Source organism: Bradyrhizobium sp. AUGA SZCCT0158 (genome assembly GCF_018130065.1).
In the GTDB taxonomy this organism is placed as follows: Bacteria; Pseudomonadota; Alphaproteobacteria; order Rhizobiales; family Xanthobacteraceae; genus Bradyrhizobium.
Map to the genome: position 1 here is coordinate 84,640 of NZ_JAFCME010000012.1, position 16,464 is coordinate 101,103.

General features: G+C 63.4%; 13 protein-coding genes. 6 read left to right on the forward strand and 7 right to left on the reverse strand.

Annotated elements, in window-relative coordinates:
* Positions 1–179: 179 nt before the first annotated feature.
* The 4 genes from JQ574_RS18795 to JQ574_RS18810 are packed head-to-tail and all read right to left on the reverse strand — an operon-like array spanning position 180 to position 3,907.
* Positions 180–866, reverse strand: a complete 687-nt coding sequence (locus JQ574_RS18795) for a DUF2848 domain-containing protein (RefSeq protein ID WP_212205889.1) — start codon at positions 864–866, stop codon at positions 180–182.
* Positions 859–2,214 carry an amidase gene (locus JQ574_RS18800; RefSeq protein ID WP_212205097.1) on the reverse strand — a complete coding sequence of 452 codons (1,356 nt, stop codon included), beginning with the start codon at positions 2,212–2,214 and terminating at the stop codon, positions 859–861. The genes JQ574_RS18795 and JQ574_RS18800 overlap by 8 nt, the downstream gene beginning before the upstream one ends.
* A gap of 30 nt (positions 2,215–2,244) precedes the next feature.
* Positions 2,245–2,565 carry a hypothetical protein gene (locus JQ574_RS18805; protein WP_212205095.1) on the reverse strand — a complete coding sequence of 107 codons (321 nt, stop codon included), beginning with the start codon at positions 2,563–2,565 and terminating at the stop codon, positions 2,245–2,247.
* Position 2,566: 1 nt separating this feature from the next.
* On the reverse strand, positions 2,567–3,907 hold the full coding sequence (locus tag JQ574_RS18810) for an acyclic terpene utilization AtuA family protein (protein ID WP_212205093.1): 1,341 nt from the start codon (positions 3,905–3,907) through the stop codon (positions 2,567–2,569).
* A gap of 204 nt (positions 3,908–4,111) precedes the next feature.
* On the opposite strand from JQ574_RS18810, the gene JQ574_RS18815 reads away from it, so the two are divergent.
* The 4 genes from JQ574_RS18815 (at position 4,112) to JQ574_RS18830 (ending at position 8,105) form a co-directional block, all read left to right on the forward strand.
* Positions 4,112–4,525, forward strand: a complete 414-nt coding sequence (locus JQ574_RS18815) for a Zn-ribbon domain-containing OB-fold protein (protein WP_212205085.1) — start codon at positions 4,112–4,114, stop codon at positions 4,523–4,525.
* A gap of 5 nt (positions 4,526–4,530) precedes the next feature.
* On the forward strand, positions 4,531–5,670 hold the full coding sequence (locus JQ574_RS18820; protein ID WP_212205083.1) for a thiolase C-terminal domain-containing protein: 1,140 nt from the start codon (positions 4,531–4,533) through the stop codon (positions 5,668–5,670).
* Between the two features lie 175 nt (positions 5,671–5,845).
* On the forward strand, positions 5,846–6,760 hold the full coding sequence (locus JQ574_RS18825) for an SDR family oxidoreductase (RefSeq protein ID WP_212205081.1): 915 nt from the start codon (positions 5,846–5,848) through the stop codon (positions 6,758–6,760).
* A 409-nt stretch (positions 6,761–7,169) separates the two neighbouring features.
* Positions 7,170–8,105, forward strand: coding sequence for an SMP-30/gluconolactonase/LRE family protein (locus tag JQ574_RS18830; protein WP_212205079.1), 936 nt, complete (start codon positions 7,170–7,172; stop codon positions 8,103–8,105).
* Positions 8,106–8,207: 102 nt separating this feature from the next.
* Here the strand turns inward: JQ574_RS18830 and ppc are convergent, their stop codons facing one another.
* From ppc to JQ574_RS18845, 3 genes are all read right to left on the reverse strand, one after another.
* On the reverse strand, positions 8,208–10,991 hold the full coding sequence (gene ppc, locus JQ574_RS18835) for a phosphoenolpyruvate carboxylase (protein ID WP_212205077.1): 2,784 nt from the start codon (positions 10,989–10,991) through the stop codon (positions 8,208–8,210).
* A gap of 218 nt (positions 10,992–11,209) precedes the next feature.
* A complete protein-coding gene (locus JQ574_RS18840) occupies positions 11,210–12,754 on the reverse strand; it encodes an acyl-CoA synthetase (protein ID WP_212205075.1) in 1,545 nt (514 codons plus the stop codon).
* A gap of 144 nt (positions 12,755–12,898) precedes the next feature.
* Positions 12,899–13,714, reverse strand: coding sequence for a crotonase/enoyl-CoA hydratase family protein (locus JQ574_RS18845; protein WP_212205073.1), 816 nt, complete (start codon positions 13,712–13,714; stop codon positions 12,899–12,901).
* Between the two features lie 98 nt (positions 13,715–13,812).
* On the opposite strand from JQ574_RS18845, the gene JQ574_RS18850 reads away from it, so the two are divergent.
* The gene (locus tag JQ574_RS18850; RefSeq protein WP_212205071.1) at positions 13,813–14,688 is read left to right on the forward strand and encodes an SDR family oxidoreductase; all 876 of its coding nucleotides are present in this window, start codon (positions 13,813–13,815) and stop codon (positions 14,686–14,688) included.
* Between the two features lie 194 nt (positions 14,689–14,882).
* Positions 14,883–16,463, forward strand: a complete 1,581-nt coding sequence (locus JQ574_RS18855) for a fatty acid--CoA ligase (RefSeq protein WP_212383768.1) — start codon at positions 14,883–14,885, stop codon at positions 16,461–16,463.
* The last annotated feature ends 1 nt before the right edge of the window (position 16,464 follow it).

Below are 16,464 nucleotides of genomic sequence, written 5' to 3' on the forward strand. Positions count from 1 at the left end.
CAAGACGGGTAGCGGTGTGCCACCCGATTTCCGTTAAGCGTCGTCCCGGCCTAGTGCGCAATTGCGCACGGGGGCCGGGACCCATAGCCACCGGCGGGAATGTTGCGAAAGGTCTCTGCCGTCGTGCCTAATCGACAGATCACGCGGTATGGGTCCCGGCTCAAGGCCGGGACGACAAATCAACCCAACACCGGCAGCGCAATCACATCATAGCCGTGGCCGATCTTGCGCTTCAGCACTGGGTCTTCCAGTTCGAACTCGAAGCGATCAGCCGGGCGGATGCCGCCCTTGGCCGCGAAGGTGCCGCCGAACATCGCGCAGCCGTCCGGCAGGCCTTTGCCGCCAAAGCCGCGTTCGATCAGGTCCTTGACCGGCAGCATGGCATCGAGCGTGCCCTCCTGGTACAGCACCTTCTTGCCGTCGATGACGGCCCAGGAGCGCAGGATCATCTGGTCCCAGTGGCCGATGATCTCCTCCAGCTCCCACAGCGTGGATGCCATCGGCTTGTCGCACATCTGCTTGGAAACCGTGACGCTGTAGGCTTCCACCTTGCGATCGGTATGGTCGGAGCCGCAGCCGACAAGGATCCGCCCCTGCCAGCCGATCAGCACGAACTCGACCTCACCGCTGGAATCGCCGCCGCTGACTTCGATGTTGTCAGTGGTGGTGATCCGGCACGCGGAAACACGGTAGTAGATCGGCGTCGAGGCCGGCCGCGCGATGCCGATCGCTTCCAGTTCCGCAATGTGCTTGTCGCGCGCCACCGGATCGCGCCCGGTCCAGCCGGCAATCACGGCTTGATCGATCGCCAGCGTCAGCGGCGTCGGCGCGCCCTTGTCCTGAACAGTAAAGGTAAGATCAACCACGGATGACATTCTCCATTCCAGCCGCGAGTTCAAAGATGCAGCGATCTCTTCCGCCAGCGCCCGCCAGCATCAAGCCGACCGGCACCTCGCCTTCGCGGTGCGCGGGCAGCGAGATCGCGCAGCCGTCGAGCATGTTGATCAGCGTGCAGTTGCGCAACGCGCGCAGGTTCTGCGTGGCAAACGCCTTGTCGTCCGCGAGATCGGCGATCTTGGGCGGGGTGTTCGCCGTGGTCGGCATGACGAGCGCGTCATAGGGGGCGATGCGCGCCTCGGTATGCTCGATGAACGATTTTCGCGCGCCGAGCAGATCGATGTAGTCGGCGGCGCTCATGCCTTCGCCGCGCAGGATGCGGACGTGCACGCGGGGATCGTAGACGTCGCCCTTGCTGACGATCAAATAGCGGTGCCAGGCATAGCTTTCGGATGCTGCAAAGCCGCCTTTGGCGTTCATCGCGCCAACATCGAGGAATTCCGGCACCTCGATCCGTTCGATCAGCGCGCCCTGCCGCGACAGCGTTTCCAATGCGCGCTCAAAGGTCTTTGCGACTTCGTCATCGAGATCATCGAGCGCGACCGTGGTCGGCACCGCGAGCCGCATGCCCCTGACAGGGCGCGGCTGCAGGACAGGCAGTTCGGGTTCATCGGCCAGCACGGCGTCCATCGTCGCGCAGCACTGCACCGTGCGCGCCAGCGGCCCAAAACTGTCGAGCGAGGATGACAGCGGCACGCCGCCGTCGAGCGGCACGCGGCGCTGCGTCGGCTTGAAGCCGACGATGCCGTTGAACGCCGCCGGAATCCGGCAGGAGCCGCCGGTGTCGGTGCCGAGCGCACCATGGGCCATGCCGTCGGCGACCGAGACCGCCGCGCCCGAAGACGAGCCGCCAGGCACGTGGCCGACGCCGCGGTTCCAGGTGCTTTTCGGCGTACCGTAATGCGGGTTGATGCCGATGCCGGAATAGGCGAACTCGGTCATGTTGGTGCGGCCGATCACGATGAAGCCGGCGCGGCGCAGCCGTGCCACCACGGGCGCATCGGCTTCTGCCGGCGTGCAGTCTTCCTCGAGCGCCCGCGAGCCGGCGCGGGTCACCTGCCCCTTGATGTCGAACAGATCCTTGATCGAGACCGGGATGCCGGCAAACGGCGACGGCGCCGCATGGGCCTTGCGCAGCCGGTCCATCGCGTCGGCCGCACCAATGGCGCCTTCCTTGTCGACATGGATGAAGGCGCGCGACCCCTCACCCGAGGCGTCGGCGATTTTGGCGAGACATGCCTCGACCAGCTTGCGGGCGGAGGTCGCTCCGCTATCGAGATCGGCGGCGAGTGAGGCAAGTGTTGTTGTGTTCGGCATGAGTTTCTCTCGCTGCTTCTCTTCGCTTTGCTACTTGTCATCTGATCCGGGCTCAATGTCGAGATCGAGCAGGGCCGAACTCAACGATTTGCCGTGGGCATCGAGCGCCAGCGAACGGGTGACGCCGCCGCCGAGCGCCTGCGTCATCACGAAATTCAAGGCCGATAGATTGGGCAGCTCGTAGCGAACCACTTCGCCCTCGACGACCCCGGCGAAATGCGCCTTCACCCGTTCGCTGGTGACCTGCTCGCGCAGCAGCGGATAATGCTTCGCATCATAGGCGATGACGGAAATGTTCGAAATGTTGCCCTTGTCGCCGGTGCGGGAATGGGCGATCTCGCGCAGCCTCACCTTATGCCCCCACGAAACGAACTTGCGGCTTTGCCAGTTCGCGGGGCAACAGCACCGATGCCACCGCGACGACATCGCGCGCGGATTTCCAGGCGCCGCCGCCGGCTGCCGGGCCGTTGGTATAGAGCGTTTCGACCTCGTTGCCGATCCTGACCGCCTCGCGCAGATTTTCCGTGCGCCCCGCGACCCGAACGCGCACTTCATAGGGCTCGTTCGCGCGGTTCGAGATTTCCGCGCCGTGCAGGGAATCGACGCCGACCAGCTCGAACCGCAACTCGCTGGACGCGACGCCGGTCAGTTTCAGCCGTTCGCGCACGATCTCCAGCGCGAGCCGGCCGCGCGCCAGCGCCCCGGGGCCGGCATAGGAAATCTGCCCTTCACCGATATAGCTGTCGACATAGCCGACCGAGACTTTCAGCGTATCGGTTCGCTGGTGACCGCGCCCGCCACTGACGCGCACACGATCGGGCCCGATCTCCTCAATGGACACTTGCGAAAAATCCGCGACCACGTCCGGCTGGAAATACTGCCGTGGATCGTGCACCTCGTAGAGCAACTGCTCCTTGCAGGTCCGCGCCGTCACCGCCCCACCGGAACCCGCAACCTTGGTGATGACGAGACTGCCGCCCTCGCCGACTTCACCGATCGGAAAACCGAGCCGCGCCAGATCCGGAACATCCTTGTAACCGGGATCGGCAAAATAGCCGCCGGTGATCTGCCCCGCACATTCCAGCAGATGCCCGGCAACGGTGCCCTGCCCGAGCAAATTCCAGTCGTCCATCGCCCAGCCGAAGGCGTGGATCATCGGCGCCAGGAACAGCGCCGGATCCGAAGCCCGCCCGGTGATGACGATATCTGCGCCTGATTTCAGCGCCTCTGCCATTGGCTCGGCGCCGAGATAGGCGTTCGCCGACAGCAAGCGGTTGCCGAGCTGCTTGATGGTGCCGTCGAATTCCATGATCGGCAGATCGCCGTCCTTGCAGGCGTCGAGCACGTCGTCACCGACGATGGCGGCGATCTTCAGCGCGGACAGCCCAAGCGACTTCGCGATCTCGGCGGTCCGGCGCGCGGCGGCTTCCGGATTGGCGGCGCCCATATTGGTGACGATCTTGATACCTTTGGCGGCACACTGCGGCAGCACCGCGCGCATCCGCTCCTCGAGCAGCGGATCGTAGCCGCCTTCCGGGTTTTTCATGCGCGCCTGTTGCGCCAACGCTACCGTGCGCTCGCCGAGGCACTCGAACACCAGGTACTGGATGTCGCCCTTTTCGGCGAGTTCAAGCGCGGGCTCGATGCGATCGCCCGAATAGCCGGCACCGGATCCTATTCGAATCGTTCGCACATCGCCTCCATCGTCACCGCGGACATTCCGTGCGGCGCAATCAGCAACACCCTAGCGCGGGAAATCACTGGCATACAAGCGCTGTCGGCTTGCGGGAATGCGGCCATGCGACGGCGCCGCTGGACCGTTGACGCGGAATGGTCAAATGTCGCATCAAGATCGCAACATGCGGGCCGAAGCCCGCCTCGAGGAGGAATGCCTGATATGGCAGAGCCAGCGCGCGCTAAACCGAAGCCGACCCCGGAAACCCAGCATTTCTGGGACGGTACTGCGGCCGGCGAATTGCGCCTGCAGCGCTGCGACGCCTGCGCCAATGTCTATTTCCCGCCGCGCCCGTTCTGCCCGTCCTGCGCCTCGCGCAAGGTCAGCGTGTTCAAGGCGAGCGGCAAGGCCAGGCTTTACAGCTACGTCATCAACCATCGCCCCGCCGCGCCCGGCTTTACGCCGCCTTACGCGATCGCCGTCGTCGAGCTCGACGAAGGTCCGCGCATGATGAGCAACATCCTCGATTGTCCGCAGACGCCCGAAGCGCTCGTACTCGACATGAAGCTCGAGGTCGCCTTCGAGAAGCTCGACGACAAGATCACCCTTCCCCAGTTCCGTCCGGCGAAGGGCTAGGCATCATGCGCAGAAACCAGGTCGCCGTTGTCGGCGCTGCCGAGACCACCGAACTCGGCGTCATCCCCAACATGTCGCAGATCCAGCTTCATGCGGATGCGGCGCTCAACGCCATCGCCGATGCCGGGCTAAAGCTGTCCGACATCGACGGTATCGCCACGGCGGTGGAAACCCCGCAGCAGATCGCCCACTATCTCGGTATCAAGCCGACCTGGGTCGACGGCACCTCCGTCGGCGGCTGTTCGTTCATGCTACATGTCCGCCACGCCGCGGCCGCGATCGAGGCAGGCCTCTGCAAGACAGTACTGATCACGCACGCCGAGAGCGGCAAGTCGATGATCGGAAAGCTGCCGCGCTCGACGCCGCCGGACAGCCTCAACGGCCAGTTCGAACAGCCGTTCGGCGTGTTCGGCCCGCCCAGCATGTTTCCGATACCCGTGCTGCGCTACATGAAGACTTACGGCATTACCCATGAGCAGATCGCCATGGTCGCGGTGGTGCAGCGCGAATGGGCCGCGAAGAATCCCCGCGCCACCATGAAGGCGCCGATCACCGTCGAGGACGTGCTGAACTCGAAGATGATCGCCTATCCGTTCCGCATCCTGCAGTGCTGCCTCGTCACCGACGGCGGCGGCGCGCTAATCCTCACGTCAGCCGACCGCGCCAAGGATTTCCCGAACAAGCCGGTCTATATCCTCGGCACCGGCGAGAGCGTGGAAACGCCGATGGTCAGCCAGATGGAGACTTTCAACTCCTCGCGCGCCTTCACGACCGCGGGACCGCTCGCCTTCAAGGAGGCCGGCATCGCCCACAAGGACGTCGATCATCTGATGATCTACGACGCCTTTGCGCATCTGCCGCTGTTCGGTCTCGGCGATCTCGGCTTCATGCCGCACGAAGAAACCGGCAAGTTCATCGCCGAGGGCAACACGCGCCCCGGCGGCAAGCTGCCGCTCAACACCAATGGCGGGGGCCTGAGCTACATGCATTCGGGCATGTACGGCATGTACGCACTGCAGGAGAGCGTCCGGCAAATGCGCGGCATCGCGCCGGCCCAGGTCAAGGACGCGAGGATATCGGTGTGCCACGGCGTCGGCGGCATGTTCGCGGCATCAGGCACGATCATTTTTACGAACGAGAAGTGACGATGAGCCGACCTTCCCTGCTCCCTCGCCCCGCCCTTGCGGGGAGAGGGTCGGGTGAGGGGCTCCCTCGGCAAAGTCGGACTCGCGGAGAGTCCCCCTCACCCGGATTGCTTCGCAATCCGACCTCTCCCCGCAAGCGGGGCGAGGTAAGAACAAACAGCATCGGAGAACCACCATGACCAAATCACTGCAGGACAAAGTCATCATCGTCACCGGCGCTGGCCGCGGCATCGGCAGGGAGATCGCCCTGCTCTGCGCCGCCGAAGGGGCAAAGGTCGTGGTCAACGATCCCGGCGTTGCCGCCGACGGCGCGGGCAACAGCGCAGCTCCCGCAGAGGAAGTGGTGGAAGAGATCAAGAAGCGCGGCGGCACGGCCGTGGCCAATTTCGAGTCGGTGGCGGACGCGATCCCCGCGAGCAAGATCGTGAAGACGGCGACCGATCATTTCGGCCGGCTTGACGGTGTCGTCAACAATGCCGGCATCCTGCGCGACATGATCTTCCATAAAATGAGCGTCGAAGCCTTTGAATCCGTCATCAAGGTGCATCTGATGGGCTCGTTCTATGTCAGCCACGCCGCGGCACGACTGTTCCGCGAACAGGAGAGCGGCTCCTTCGTGCACTTCACCTCGACCTCTGGGCTGATCGGCAATTTCGGCCAGGCCAATTACGCGGCCGCCAAGCTCGGCATCGTCGGCCTGTCCAAGTCGATCGCGCTCGACATGGGCCGCTTCAACGTCCGCTCGAACTGCGTCTCGCCGTTCGCCTGGACCCGCATGATCGGCACCATCCCGACCGAAACCGATGCCGAGAAAGCGCGCGTCGAGAAGATCAAGCAAATGGGCCCGGAGAAGATCGCGCCGGTCTGCGCGCACCTGCTCAGCGACGACGCCAAGGACGTGACCGGACAGATTTTTGGCGTGCGCATGAACGAGATCTTCCTGTTCGGCCAGCATCGTCCGGTGCGCTCGGTTCACCGCGGCGAAGGCTGGACGCCGCAGACCATCGCCGAGCACGGCATGCCGGCGCTGAAGGGATCGTTCTCCAAGCTCGACCGTTCCGCGGACGTTTTCACCTGGGATCCGATCTAAGCCGCGACAACACAGGGTGGGCAAAGACGCTTTGCCCACCCTCCAAAGCTGGCCCGGCTCCCGGCATAAGGACGCTACTTCCGCTTCATCCCCAGGTTGTTCGAGCGAAACTCGCCTGCTTTACGCCCAATTGCGGGCACATGATTTCCTTCCAACGAAAAACTGGGAGGAAAAAATGACAACTCCGCTACCCCAACCTTACTCCGCTGACACCAAGGCGAACGGACTGGATCGCCGCGCGCTCTTGCGCGGTGCAACCGTGCTGGCCACCACGGCCGTAACCATGACAGCGGCCTCCGCGGCAAGCGTAGCCCCCTTAGGCCAAACGGGCGTCCCAACCCCGTCAACCGGCCCGCTGCCCCTGGGTCCGCTACCCGGGGCCCGCTATCCGGATGCCCGCCTTGAGTCGATGAAAAAGAAGGGGGTCTCGTTCGGGCCTACCGGTTTCCCGGCCTTTGCCGGCACCATGGCCGTCGAGCGCGTCGCAACCGGCTTCCGCTGGGCCGAGGGGCCGGTTTACTTCCCGGCCGGCCGCTACGTGCTGTTCTCCGACATTCCCAACAACCGCATCATGCGCTTCTCGGAGGATGACGGTCACGTCAGCGTCTACCGCCAACCATCGATGAATTCGAACGGCAACACCATCGATCGGGAAGGACGCCTGATCACCTGCGAACATAGCGGCCGGCGGGTCACCCGGACCGAACTCGACGGCTCGATCACCATCATCGCCGACAAGTACAATGGCAAGAAGCTGAACTCGCCGAACGACGCGGTCGTCGCGGCCGATGGTTCGATCTGGTTCTGCGATCCGGCCTACGGCATCGGCGGCTTCTATGAGGGCATCAAGGCCGATGCCGAGCAGGACAAGAAGAACGTCTACCGGGTCGATCCGAAATCCGGCGACATCAAGATGGTCGTCGACGATTTCGTGCAGCCGAACGGCCTTTGCTTCTCGCCCGACGAGAAGAAGCTCTATATCTGCGATACCGGCTTCACCGACGGGCCGGACAACCCGTCGCATATCCGCGTGTTCGATGTGGATCTCGCGGGCGGAAAACTCTCGAACAGCAAGGTGTTTGCGGACATGCCCAAGCCCAGCATTACCGACGGGCTGCGCTGTGACACCGCCGGGCGTCTTTGGTGCTCCGTGGGTTGGGGCGATCCGAACGAGGACGGCGTGCGCTGCTACATGCCTGACGGCGATCTGCTCGGCAAGATCCACATCCCGGAGACGGTTGCAAACTTGTGCTTCGGCGGCATGCAGCGTAACCGGCTCTACATCTGCGGCTCGTCATCGCTCTACGCCGTCTACACCAGTGCGCAAGGCGCCATGAAGCCGTAAATCACCGCAGTCATTCCGGGGCGACGCGAAGCGTCGAACCCGGAATCTCGAGGTTCCGGGTTCGCGCTTGCGCGCGCCCCGGAACGACGGTGATCGAACTCCCTACCCGCTATTCCTCAACCCCGCCGAAATCCCGTTGATGGTGATCTGAATGCCGCGAAGTACCTGCTCGTCGGGGTTTTGCGCGCGGTGCTCCTTCAGCAATTCCACCTGCACGTGGTTCAGTGGGTCGAGATAGGGAAAGCGGTTGCGGATCGAGCGTTCGAGCAGCGGGTTACTCTGCAGCAAACGGTCCTGTTGCATGATCTTCAGCAGCAGATCGATGCAGCTATGCCATTCTTCGCGGATGCGGCTGAAAATCTTCTCGCGCAGCGCCACGTCGGGCACCAGTTCGGCGTAGCGGGAGGCGATCGCGATCGAGCTCTTGGCCAGCACCATGTCCATATTCGACAGCAACATCCGAAAGAACGGCCATTCGCGATAGAGCTCCTGCAGGAAGGGCATGCCCTGCTCGGGATGCTCTGCGATCCAGGTCTCGACCGCGCTGGCAAAGCCGTACCAGCCCGGCAGCATCAGGCGACATTGCGCCCAGCTGAACACCCAGGGGATGGCGCGCAAATCCTCGATCTCGCGGGTTTTCTTGCGTGAGGCCGGACGGCTGCCAATGTTGAGCGTGGCAATCTCGTTGATGACGGTGGAGCCCCAGAAGTAGTCGGCGAAGCCCTCGGTCTCATAGACCAGCCCGCGATAGGCCCTGAAGGCCAGCGCGGACAATTCCTCCATCGCCTTCAGATATTCGGCGCGCGGCGCGCTGTGCTTCGGCTGCAGCAGGCTCGCCTCCAGCGTCGCCGCCGTCAGAATTTCCAGATTATTGCGGCCGACCTCGGCGTTGGAATATTTGCTGGAGATGATCTCGCCCTGCTCGGTGATGCGGATCTGGCCGTTCACCGCGCCGCCGGGCTGCGCGATGATCGCGTCATAGCTCGGCCCGCCACCGCGGCCGACCGATCCGCCGCGGCCGTGGAACAGCCGCAGCCGGACGTGGTGGCGTTCGAACACCTCGATCAGGCCGATTTCAGCCTTGTAGAGTTCCCAGCCCGAGGTGACGAAGCCGCCGTCCTTGTTGCTGTCGGAATAGCCGAGCATCACTTCCTGAATCGCTCCGCGACTGTCGACCAGTTTGCGGTAATCGTGCAGCGACAATATGCGGTCCATGACGCCGCTGGAGCCCTGAAGATCCTCGATGGTCTCGAACAGCGGCACGATGTTGATCGCGCAACGGCCCGAGGGGCGAACGAGGCCGGCTTCCTTCAGAAGCAGCGCGACCTCCAGCATGTCGGACACCCCCTTGCACATGGAGATGATGCACTGGGGGATAGCGGCGGAACCATAGCGGGCATGCGCCTCGGCGGCCGCATGGAACAGCGCGAGTTCGCCGATCGTTTCCTCGCTGTACTTCACAAAAGCCGACGTCAGCGGACGCGCATTGCCAAGCTCCTTGACGAGCAAGGCGATCCGCGCCTCCTCAGTCAATGCCAGATAGGACATGCCGGGCATCGCCGCGTCGATCAGCTCTGCAACGGTACGTTCGTGCACGGCCGAATTTTGCCTGATGTCGAGGCTCGCCAGGTGGAAACCGAAGCAATCCACGGCCCGGCGCAACAGGCGCAGCCGACCGCGCGCAATCACGCCGGAATTGTTCGAGATCAGCGAGCGATAGAGGATATCGAGATCGGCCTTGAATTCCGCGACATCGGCATAGGGCGCGGCCTCGCCGACCGCCGGACGTCTGGTCTCCACGTCCAGCCTTGTCGCGGTCGCGGTGAGGCGCGCGTAGATGCCGGATACCGCAAGACGATAGGGCTCGCCGCTTCGGTGCGGCGACTTATCCGGCGAACGCTCCGCAAGGACACGCAAATCCTTGGAAACATCGGCCAGATGCGCCGCCATCGACAGTTCGGCGCCGAGCAGATGCAATTCCTCCAGATAAAACCGCAGCACCCGGCTGGACTGCAATTTCAGCGTCCCGCGCACCACGTCGGCGGTCACGAACGGATTGCCGTCGCGATCGCCGCCGATCCAGCTTCCGATCTTGAGAAACGAAGCCAGTTCGCCCCTTGAGCTGTCGCCCTCGTTCAGCCGGTCCTCCAGCGCGCAATGCAGCCGCGGCACCTCATGCAGGAACGTGTAGTCGTAGAACGACAGGCCATTGGCGACCTCGTCGAGCACCGTGAGCTTGGTCCGGCGCAACAGGTTGGTCTTCCACAACGTCAGTACCGCGCGGCGCAATTGCTCGTCGCTCGCCTCGATCTCATCCGGCGTCAGTTGCACCCGCTCCTTGCGGTCGAGCAGCGCGGCGATTTCCATTTCGCGATCGATCGTGCTCTTGCGGCGGACTTCGGTGGGATGGGCCGTGAGGACCGGACTGACCTGGGCGCTTGCGAAAAACTTGCGCAGATCGGCGGCGCTGATTCCGACCGTGCGCGCGTGCGCCAGGGTCTGGGCCAGCATGCTGGCGCGCGGCGCCCCGCCGGGCTCGGTCCGCGCCCGCATCTGGCGGATGTTGTTCTGGTCCTCGGCAATGTTGGCCAGATGCGAAAAATAGCTGAAGGCGCGCACGATCCGCACCGTCTGGCTGATCGACATGCTGTCGAGGATCTGCTCGAGCTCGCGCCGCGCCGGCTTGTCGTCGTCGCGGTGGAACCGGATCGAGGTCTGCCGGATGCGCTCGACCAGGTCGAAGACGTCGGCGCCCTCCTGGTCACGCACGGTATCGCCGAGAATGCGCCCGAGCAGCCTGATATCGGTCCGCAACCGGGCGTCCTCCGCGTCTTCGACGCGATTGGCACGGACTTCGGGATCGGAAGGCACGGTCTGGGGTGACATGGCTTGCTACTCCAGAGGGCTTGCCCGGCAAGTTCTGGAGTGTGCAAGTTTTTTGCCGCAGTGCAAGATAAAGATGGAGGCGGTGCAAGCCCAACGACTTTCACCCACCAACCTCATCCTGAGGAGCGGTGTCTTCGCCGCGTCTCGAAGGATGGCCGCATCGGGGGCCTGCATGGTTCGAGACGCGCCGTTGGCGCTCCTCACCATGAGGGGCTGGGCTAAATCTTCCTCCCCGCCCGCTCCCAATAGGGATCGCGCAGGCGGCGCTTGAAGATCTTGCCGGAATCCTCGCGCGGCAGCTTGGTCTGGATTTCGACGTGCTTGGGCACCTTGTAGTCAGCCAGTGACTTCTTGAGCTCGGCGCGGACCGCGGCGACGTCGAGCGTCACGCCCGGCTGCGGCTCCACGACAGCCATCAACGCTTCGCCAAACTCCTCGTCGGGAATGCCGAACACCGCGCAGTCATGGACGCCGGGCACGGCGTGCAGCGCGGCTTCGATCTCGGCGGGGTAGATGTTGACCCCGCCCGAAATCACCATGTCGCGCTTGCGGTCGCAGATGAAGACATAGCCGTCCTGATCGATATACCCGACATCGCCCGAGGTAATGAATCCCTCGCGGTCGATCTCGGAACGCTTCTCCGGCTTGTTGTGATAGGTGAAATCCGGATTGCCTGAAATCCGCGAATAGATTTCGCCGATCTCGCCCGGCGGCAGCACGCGCCCGTCATCGCCGATGAAGCGCAGTTCAGCGCCCGGCGATATCTTGCCGACGGTGCCGGGCTTCTTCAGCGCGTCCTCCGAATTGGCAAAGGTGACGGCGCCTGACTCGGTCGAGCCGTAGAATTCGTAGATCACCGGCCCCCACCATTCGATCATCGCGCGCTTGACGTCGGCCGGACAGGGCGCGGCGGCGTGGATGATGTGTCGCAGCGAGGACATGTCATATTTCCTGCGCACGGCCTCCGGCAGCTTCATCAGGCGGATGAACATGGTCGGCACCATGAATATCGTGTCGACCCGCTCCGTTTCGATCAGCCGCAAAAATTCCTCGGGCTCGAAGCGCGGCATCAATATCAGCGCGCCACCAAGCCGCCCGGCGCGCAGGCCGAACGAGTTCGGCGCGGAGTGATACAGTGGTCCCGGCAGGATCGTGCGCGCGCCCGGCTTGAGGCCGTAAATCATCGCCCGCATGGCTTCGGCGTTGGCAGACTGCGCGGGCGTCGGCGCAAAGCGGCGCACGCCCTTCGGGTGGCCCGTCGTGCCCGAAGTGTAGATCATGTTCTGCGGCTGCGGTACCACCGGCCCGTCATAGCGCGATTGTTGCTGGAGCCAGGATTCGAAGTCGATCGCGAAATCGGGCGTCGAGAGGTGATCGGGGTTGATCTTGTAGTTCGCCAAAATCTCCGGCGGCGTCGGCACGCTGAGCGCGGTGACGCCTGATGGAATCGCATCGCGCAATTGATGCAGCATGTCGGCATGCGCGATCAGCACCGAAGTGCCGGAATCCTTCAGCACGTAGTTGATTTCCTCCGGCTTGAAATGCCAGTTCACGGGAACGCCGTAAGCGCCGAGCCGCATCGCGGCATAAGCGGCCTCGATGAAGGCGATGTCATTGCGCATCAGCATGCATACGCTGTCGCCCGGCTTGACGCCGAGCTGATGCAAGCCGCTGGCGATGCGGTCGGTGCGCTCGGCGACCTCGGGATGCTCGCGCCGGCGCTGGCCGCTGATGATGCCGAGGAAGGGGGATGATGTTGTCATTGTCTTTTCCGATCTCTCGCCGGGTTTAAGGAAACTGTCATTCCGGGGCGTGCGCAGCACGAACTCCGATGTGCAATTGCACATCGGAGAATCTCGAGATTCCGGGTCTGGTGCTAGCGCACCATCCCGGAATGACAGCAAAAATTATCCCGCATCCGCAAACTTCGGCGCCCGTTTCTCCAGATTGGCGCGCACGGCTTCCTGCTGGTTGGGCCCACCCATCAGCTTCATCTGCTCGACGGATTCGGCGAGCAATGCCGGGCCGGGATCGACGGACAGGTTGTTGAGCATGCGCTTGGCGGCGCGGATCGCGTCGGGGCTCTTGCCGGCGATCTCACGCGCCACCTCGAAGGCCGCGGCGCGGGGGTCGTCGCAGATCCGCGTTGCAAGGCCATAGCTCATCGCTTCCTGCGCCGAGAAGATGCGCCCGGTGTACGTGAGATCGCGCAGGATATCGTCGCGTACCAGGCTGGCGAGGATCGGCGTGCCCGCCATATCAGGCACCAGGCCCCACTTGATTTCCATGATCGACATCCGCGCATCAGGGGTGAGGAAGCGCATGTCGGCGCCGAGTGCGAGCTGGAACCCGCCGCCGAAGGCGACGCCCTGAATTGCCGCAATCACCGGCACCGGAAGTTGCCGCCAGCCCCACACCGCCTGCTGTGGAAAATTGGCGAGGCCATGGGTGCGCGCCGAAAGGTCGCGCTTCTCGCCGCCGGCGATCCCGTTACCGCCCTGCTCCTTCATCGCGGCGAAGCGGCCCATATCGAGGCCGGCGCAGAACGACCGTCCTTCGCCGGACAATACTACCGCCCGGACCCCTTTCTCATGCGCAAGTCGTTCAGTTGCAGCGACAATCGCCTCGAACATCGCGGCATCGAGCGCGTTCATTTTGTCGGCCCGCACCAGCCGGACGTCGGCAATGCCGTCCGAAATCGATATCGAAACGCGCTGCTCCATGAGAATTCTCCTCCATTCGTTGTTATCGCTTTACAGAACGGCGTTGTCCGGATTTAGTCAATCGACCAATTAACAGCAATTCCTTTCAGGTGGAAACGATGTTCAACGATCAGCTTCTCACCGGGCGACGCATTCTCGTGACCGGGGGCGGTACCGGCCTCGGCAAATCCATGGCAGCGCGATTCCTTGAGCTTGGCGCCGAGGTCCATATCTGCGGCCGTCGCAAGAGCGTGTGCGACGAGACCGCGACCGAATTGATGGACCTGCACGGCGGACGTGTGGTCAGCCACGGCGTCGATATCCGCAACGCGCTGGCGGTCGACGAGATGATCGAACAGATCTGGACCGGCGGTCCGCTCACCGATCTCATCAACAACGCCGCCGGCAATTTCGTCTCGCGCACCCAGGACCTGACGCCACGCGGCTTCGACGCGATTGCCAATATCGTGATGCACGGCACGTTCTATGTCACCCACGCTATCGGCCGCCGCTGGATTGCCGAGAAGCAGCGCGGCAATGTGGTGTCGATCACCGTGACTTGGGTCCGCAACGGTTCGCCCTATGTGGTGCCGTCGGCGATGAGCAAATCGGCGATCCATGCCATGACCATGTCGCTGGCGATGGAATGGGGACGCTATGGTATCCGTCTTAACACCATCGCACCCGGTGAAATTCCGACCGAAGGCATGAGCAAGCGTCTCAACCCGGGCGATGAACCCGGTGCACGCACCATCGCACGGAATCCGATGGGACGCGTCGGCAAGATGGAAGAGTTGCAGAACCTTGCCGTGTTCCTGATCTCGGGCGGCTGCGACTGGATCAACGGTGAGACCATTGCGATGGACGGCGCACAGGCGCTGGCAACCGGCGGAAACTTCTACGAGCTGCGCGAGTGGTCCGATGCCGACTGGGAGCGCGCGCGGGATTCGATCAAGGCGCAGAACGAAAAAGACCGCGCGGCGCGGGGCGGGTAAAACTCTACGTCGTCCCGGCGAAGGCCGGGACCCATAGCCACCGTCGCCAATTGTTACGAAGGCGACTAACCGCATCTCTTCACCGATGGGCCGCGGCGTATGGGTCCCGGCCTTCGCCGGGACGACGCTGCTTGTTTTTCGCGCGCGATACCGTCACACTCCTTGCAACTAAAACAAGACACGACGGGAGAAACATGTCCGCCACACAAGCGCCGGCAAATCTTGCCGATATGGTGCGCGAGCGCGCCAGGAGCCGCGGCAATGCGCTGGTCTATGAATTCGAGGGACGTCAGACCAGCTTCGCCGAATTCGACATCAAGACCAACCGCGTTGCGAATGCGCTTGTAGCGCTCGGCGTCAAGCCGGGCGAGCGCATCGCTTATCTCGGCAAGAACAGCGACATCTATTTCGAACTGTTGATGGGCGCGATGAAGGCCAATGTGGTGATGGCGCCGGTGAACTGGCGGCTCGCCGGGCCCGAGGTCGCGTTCATCGTCGCGGATTGCCGGGCGCCGGTGCTGTTCGTCGGACCGGAGTTCATCACGCAAGCCCGCAATATCAAGCCGCAGCTGCCTGACCTTCGCACCATCATCACCACCGAAGGCGGCGCGCCGGAATGGCCGGATTTTACGGTGTGGCGCGATGCGCAGAGCGGCGATGACCCCAAGGTGCCGATCAGCCCCAAGGACGTCGCGATCCAGCTCTATACGTCGGGCACGACAGGCAAGCCGAAGGGCGCGATGCTGTCGCATGCCAATTTCCTCAACCTGGTGCAGACCGGCAGCGAGGCCGAGAAGCCCGACTGGAACAAATGGTCGACCGACGACGTCTCGCTGGTGGCAATGCCGATCTTTCACATCGGCGGCTCCGGCTGGGGCGTGATGGGGCTCTATCATGGCGCCAAGGGCGTGATCGCGCGCGAGTTCGATCCCACCAAGGTGCTGGATTTCTTCGAACAGTCCGGCATCACCAAATTGTTCATGGTGCCGGCCGCGATGCAGTTCGTGGTGCGGCAGCCGCGGGCGCGGCAGGTCGATTTCTCGCGGCTTAAATACATGCTCTACGGCGCCTCGCCGATACCGGCGGCGCTGCTGAAGGAATGCATCGAGGTCTTCAAATGCGGCTTCGTGCAGATGTACGGCATGACCGAAACGACAGGCACTATCGTGGCGCTGCCGCCGGAGGACCACATCGAAGGCCTCGACCGCATGCGCTCGGCCGGCAAGGCGCTGCCCGGCATCGAACTTGCTATCCTCGACGCCGACGGCACGCGGCTGCCGGTCGGTGAAGTCGGCGAGATCGCCACGCGTTCCGGCTCCAACATGGTCGGCTATTGGAACCTGCCGGAAGCCACCGCCAGGACGCTCGACCGCGACGGCTGGCTGCGCACCGGCGATGCCGGCTATATGGATAAGGATGGCTATCTCTACATCCACGACCGCATCAAGGACATGATCATCTCCGGCGGCGAGAACATCTATCCCGCCGAAGTCGAGAGCGCGATCTGCGATCACCCTGACGTCGCCGAAGCCGCCGTGATCGGCATCCCCGACGACAAGTGGGGCGAAGCGGTCAAGGCGATCGTGGTGATGAAGCCGGGCAAGCAAGCTACTGCCACCGACATCATCAACTTCACCCGCGAACGCATCGCCGGCTTCAAGACACCGAAGTCGGTGGATTTTCTCGAAGCGCTGCCGCGCAATCCGTCGGGCAAGATTTTGCGGCGGAATTTGCGCGACCCGTATTGGACGGGGAAGGACCGGCAGGTGAATTGAT